The sequence below is a fragment of the Salinicola sp. genome (assembly GCF_982684285.1).
Genome location: NZ_CEXLVS010000344.1, coordinates 1 through 3,369 on the forward strand (window position 1 = coordinate 1; position 3,369 = coordinate 3,369).

General features: G+C 67.9%; 4 protein-coding genes. 2 read left to right on the forward strand and 2 right to left on the reverse strand.

The genetic code is table 11. The annotated features are described in order from the left end of the window. The coding region (gene xseA, locus AC3AYF_RS19500; protein WP_487780219.1) for an exodeoxyribonuclease VII large subunit at window positions 1–1,038 on the forward strand (1,038 nt) is incomplete at its 5' end. A gap of 14 nt (window positions 1,039–1,052) precedes the next feature. Here xseA and AC3AYF_RS19505 read toward each other — a convergent pair. After that, on the reverse strand, window positions 1,053–1,859 hold the full coding sequence (locus tag AC3AYF_RS19505) for an NAD(P)H-dependent oxidoreductase (protein WP_487780220.1): 807 nt from the start codon (window positions 1,857–1,859) through the stop codon (window positions 1,053–1,055). Window positions 1,860–1,972: 113 nt separating this feature from the next. Here AC3AYF_RS19505 and AC3AYF_RS19510 point away from each other — a divergent pair, with 113 nt between their 5' ends. Then, window positions 1,973–2,908, forward strand: a complete 936-nt coding sequence (locus tag AC3AYF_RS19510) for a LysR substrate-binding domain-containing protein (protein WP_487780221.1) — start codon at window positions 1,973–1,975, stop codon at window positions 2,906–2,908. A 124-nt stretch (window positions 2,909–3,032) separates the two neighbouring features. Here AC3AYF_RS19510 and AC3AYF_RS19515 read toward each other — a convergent pair. Beyond that, window positions 3,033–3,369, reverse strand: a 337-nt coding sequence (locus AC3AYF_RS19515) for an AAA-type ATPase lid domain-containing protein (protein ID WP_487780222.1), incomplete at its 5' end; no start/stop codon positions are given.

The following is a 3,369-nucleotide window of genomic DNA, read 5'->3' on the forward strand; positions in this document are numbered from 1 at the left end:
GCTTACGAGCGGCTCAAGCGCCAGCTGAGTGCCGAGGGCGTATTCGCCAATGCGGGACCGCTGCCCTACCCGCCGCGCCATCTGGCCCTGATCTCCTCCCCGACCGGCGCGGCCATTCGCGAGGTGCTCGCGGTGCTGCAGGCGCGCTGGCCGATGGTGCGGGTCAGCGTGTTCCCGTCACCGGTACAGGGCCGCGATGCACCGCCGGCGCTGATTCGCGCGTTGGCCTTGATTAATCGTCAAGTGAGAACCAATCGTCAGGCGCAGCGGGAAGACGAAAGCGACCCGTTCGATGCGATCCTGATCACCCGCGGCGGCGGCAGCCTGGAAGACCTGTGGGCATTCAACGACGAGCATCTGGTCCGGGCGATCTACCACTCGACGCTACCGGTGATGGCGGCCATCGGCCACGAGGTCGACACGACCCTGGCCGAGTTTGCCGCCGACGTGCGTGCGCCGACCCCCTCCGCCGCCGCCGAACGGCTGGTGCCGGACCGCCGCGATCTCGAGACGACGCTGGGTCAGCAGCGGAGAAGGCTTCTTCAGGCGTGGCGCGGGCGCTTCAATGCCGAATCCCAGCGTCTCGATCACCTGCGTGCGCGGCTGCGCCACCCCGGTGAACGCCTCGCCCAGCAGCGCCAGCGGCTGGCGGGGCTGGATCGTCGCCTGCAACTGGCGATGCAGCAGCGTCTGCAGCGGGATCGTCAGCGACTCGAGGCCGCCACCCGGCGCTTCGCGCGCCACGACCCGCGCCGTACCTTGCGCCAATCGCGGGAGCACGTGGACCAGCTACGCCAGCGACTGGAGAGTGCCCAGCATCGCCAGTTGCAGCACGAACGCCAGCGGCTGGAGGGCGTGGCCCGGGAGCTCAACGCCGTCAGCCCGCTCGCCGTGCTGGGACGGGGCTACTCGATCCTGCAGGACGACGACGGCCAGGTCGTGCGCGCCGCCAGCCAGACCCAACCTGGCCAGATGCTGACGGCCCGCCTCGGCGAGGGCCGTCTGAAGCTGGAGGTGAAGCGACGGCTGAAGCGCTGAGCCATTCGGGGCCGCTAAGCGAGCCGCTCTTCGGGATCCCCGGGCTGCACCAGATGGATCCGTGTCCCACCCTCGCCCTGACCCAGCCCAGGCTTGAGACGTTGTTCGGTATCGTAGTGCCCGCCGTTCTGGCACCGGAAAGGGATGGGCGCGTCGCTGAACAGTCGCTCGAGGCGCGATCTGAGCTCGGTCGCCACCTGTTGCCAACCCGCCTCATCGAGCTTCTCGCTCTGGTAGACCGGAAACGGCGGCATGACCGCCAGCCCGGGATAGAACAGCGTGCCGTGCTGGATCGGCCACAAGATCTCTTCCAGGCTGCCATTGACGCCGCGATCGCTGTAGTGCGGCGCGCGCCCGCCGATCGGCAGGATCAGCATCGCCCGGCGGCCGTCCAGTACCCCTTCGCCGTAGCGGTCGCCCCAGCGTTCGCCACCGTGCTCACCGACACCGTAGGCAAAGCCGAAAGCGAACACCCGGTCGACCCAGCCCTTGAGAATCGCGGGCATGCCGAACCACCACAGCGGGAAGCTGAACAGCACCGCATCGGCCCACAGCAGCTTGCGCTGCTCGGCGGCGATATCCAGGGTCTGGGTGTCGGAGGCATAGGCGTGGCGGGATTCGGCGATGTAGCTCAGGCGCTCCGGGTCGACCGTATCGATGAAATCCTCGCGGTCGGCGATCGCCTTCCACCCCATGGCATAGAGATCCGAGACCTGCACCTCATGCCCCTGCGCCTGCAGGAGCTCCACCGCCAGGTCCTTCAAGGCGCTGGTCAGCGACTGCGGCTCGGGGTGGGCGTGGACGATCAGAATATGGCTCATGGTCCGGTTCCTAGTTGTGGCAATGATCGGAAAATGATCGGGTTCGGACCATGATCTTGAGGCGCCGTCTGGTATTGTGGAAATCCGATATTTTGTGTCTTGGTATCAATTGAATGGATATCGAACGGCTGGACCTGAATCTGCTGGTGACTCTCGACACCTTGCTGGTGGAGCGCAATGTCAGTCGCGCCGCCAAGCGTCTGCACCTCAGCCAGCCGGCACTCTCGGCCCGCCTGACCCGTTTGCGTGAACTGCTGGGCGACCCGCTGCTGCTGCCCGCCCAACGCGGCATGATCCCCACCCAGCGCGCGCTCGAGCTCCAGGCACCGCTGCACGCCGCCATCGAGGGCGTGCGCCAGGTCATCGCCACCGGCAGCCCGTTCGAACCGGCCACGGCCAAAGCCGCCGTCGCCATCGCGGCCAGCGACTATGTGCAGTATTCGGTCCTGATGCCGCTGGCGCTGGCCCTGAGCCGGGAGGCGCCGGGGCTCAGGATCGCCTGGCGGACGATAGATACCGGGATTCTGGATGCGCAGATGGCGCGTGGAGAGGTCGACCTGGCCCTGACGACGCCCGGGACGGCGCCGGACAACCTGCGCATGCGCACGCTCTATCGCGAGGAGTACGTCGCCATCGTGCGCCCCGACCATCCGGCCTTGTCGGAATCGCTCGATCTCGACACCTTTTGCCGGCTGGATCACGTCATCGTCTCGCCGGAGGGCGGCGGCTTTCACGGCCCCGTGGACGATGCCCTGGCCGCCGTCGGCCGGTCCCGCCGCGTGGCCCTGTCGGCGCCGGGTTTCCTGGTGGTGCCGGAGATCGTTGCGCGCAGCGACATGATCGCACTGGTCCCCACCCGGGTCGCCGGAGACCGCCTTGGCCGGGTACGGCTGCTGGATCCCCCGCTACCCGTTCCCGGTTTCGACATGGCCTTGGTCTGGCATGAGCGCACCACCACCCACCCGCTGCACCGATGGCTGCGCCGGCGGATTGGCGAACTGATCTCGGATACGCGGGAGGATGGCGGGGGGATGCCGACACGTGCCTAGCCCGATGAAATGAAAAACCCGATTCGACAGTGCCGAATCGGGTGATCGCCCATCGAGAGGGCCGCGTCGTTTCAGTTGGCCGGCTGCCGCGCCTCGGCCACTCCGGTGGGCCGGCCGGCGGGGGTCATCCCGCCTGCTCCGGCATCGCGCTCGGCTTGAAGCTGCCGGGATCGAGGTCGTGGCGCGCGAGCAGCTTGTAGAAGTCGGTGCGGTTACGCCCGGCGATGCGGGCCGCCTGGGTGACGTTGCCTTCGGTGATCTTGAGCACCTTGATCAGGTAGCCACGCTCGAAGCCGGCGCGCGCCTCGCTGAACGAGGGCAGCGCGTTCTCCTCGGCGGCCAGCGCCTGGGAGACCAGCGCTTCCGGAATCATCGGCGTGCTGGTCAGCGCCACGCACTGCTCGACCACGTTGACGAGCTGGCGCACGTTGCCCGGCCAGCCGCTGGAGGCGAGCAGATTG

Excerpts from the sequence above, each read along its gene's own strand:
- AC3AYF_RS19505 (WP_487780220.1), bottom strand. The coding sequence starts at position 1,859 with ATGAGCCATATTCTGATCGTCCACGCCCACCCCGAGCCGCAGTCGCTG.
- AC3AYF_RS19510 (WP_487780221.1), top strand. The coding sequence starts at position 1,973 with ATGGATATCGAACGGCTGGACCTGAATCTGCTGGTGACTCTCGACACC.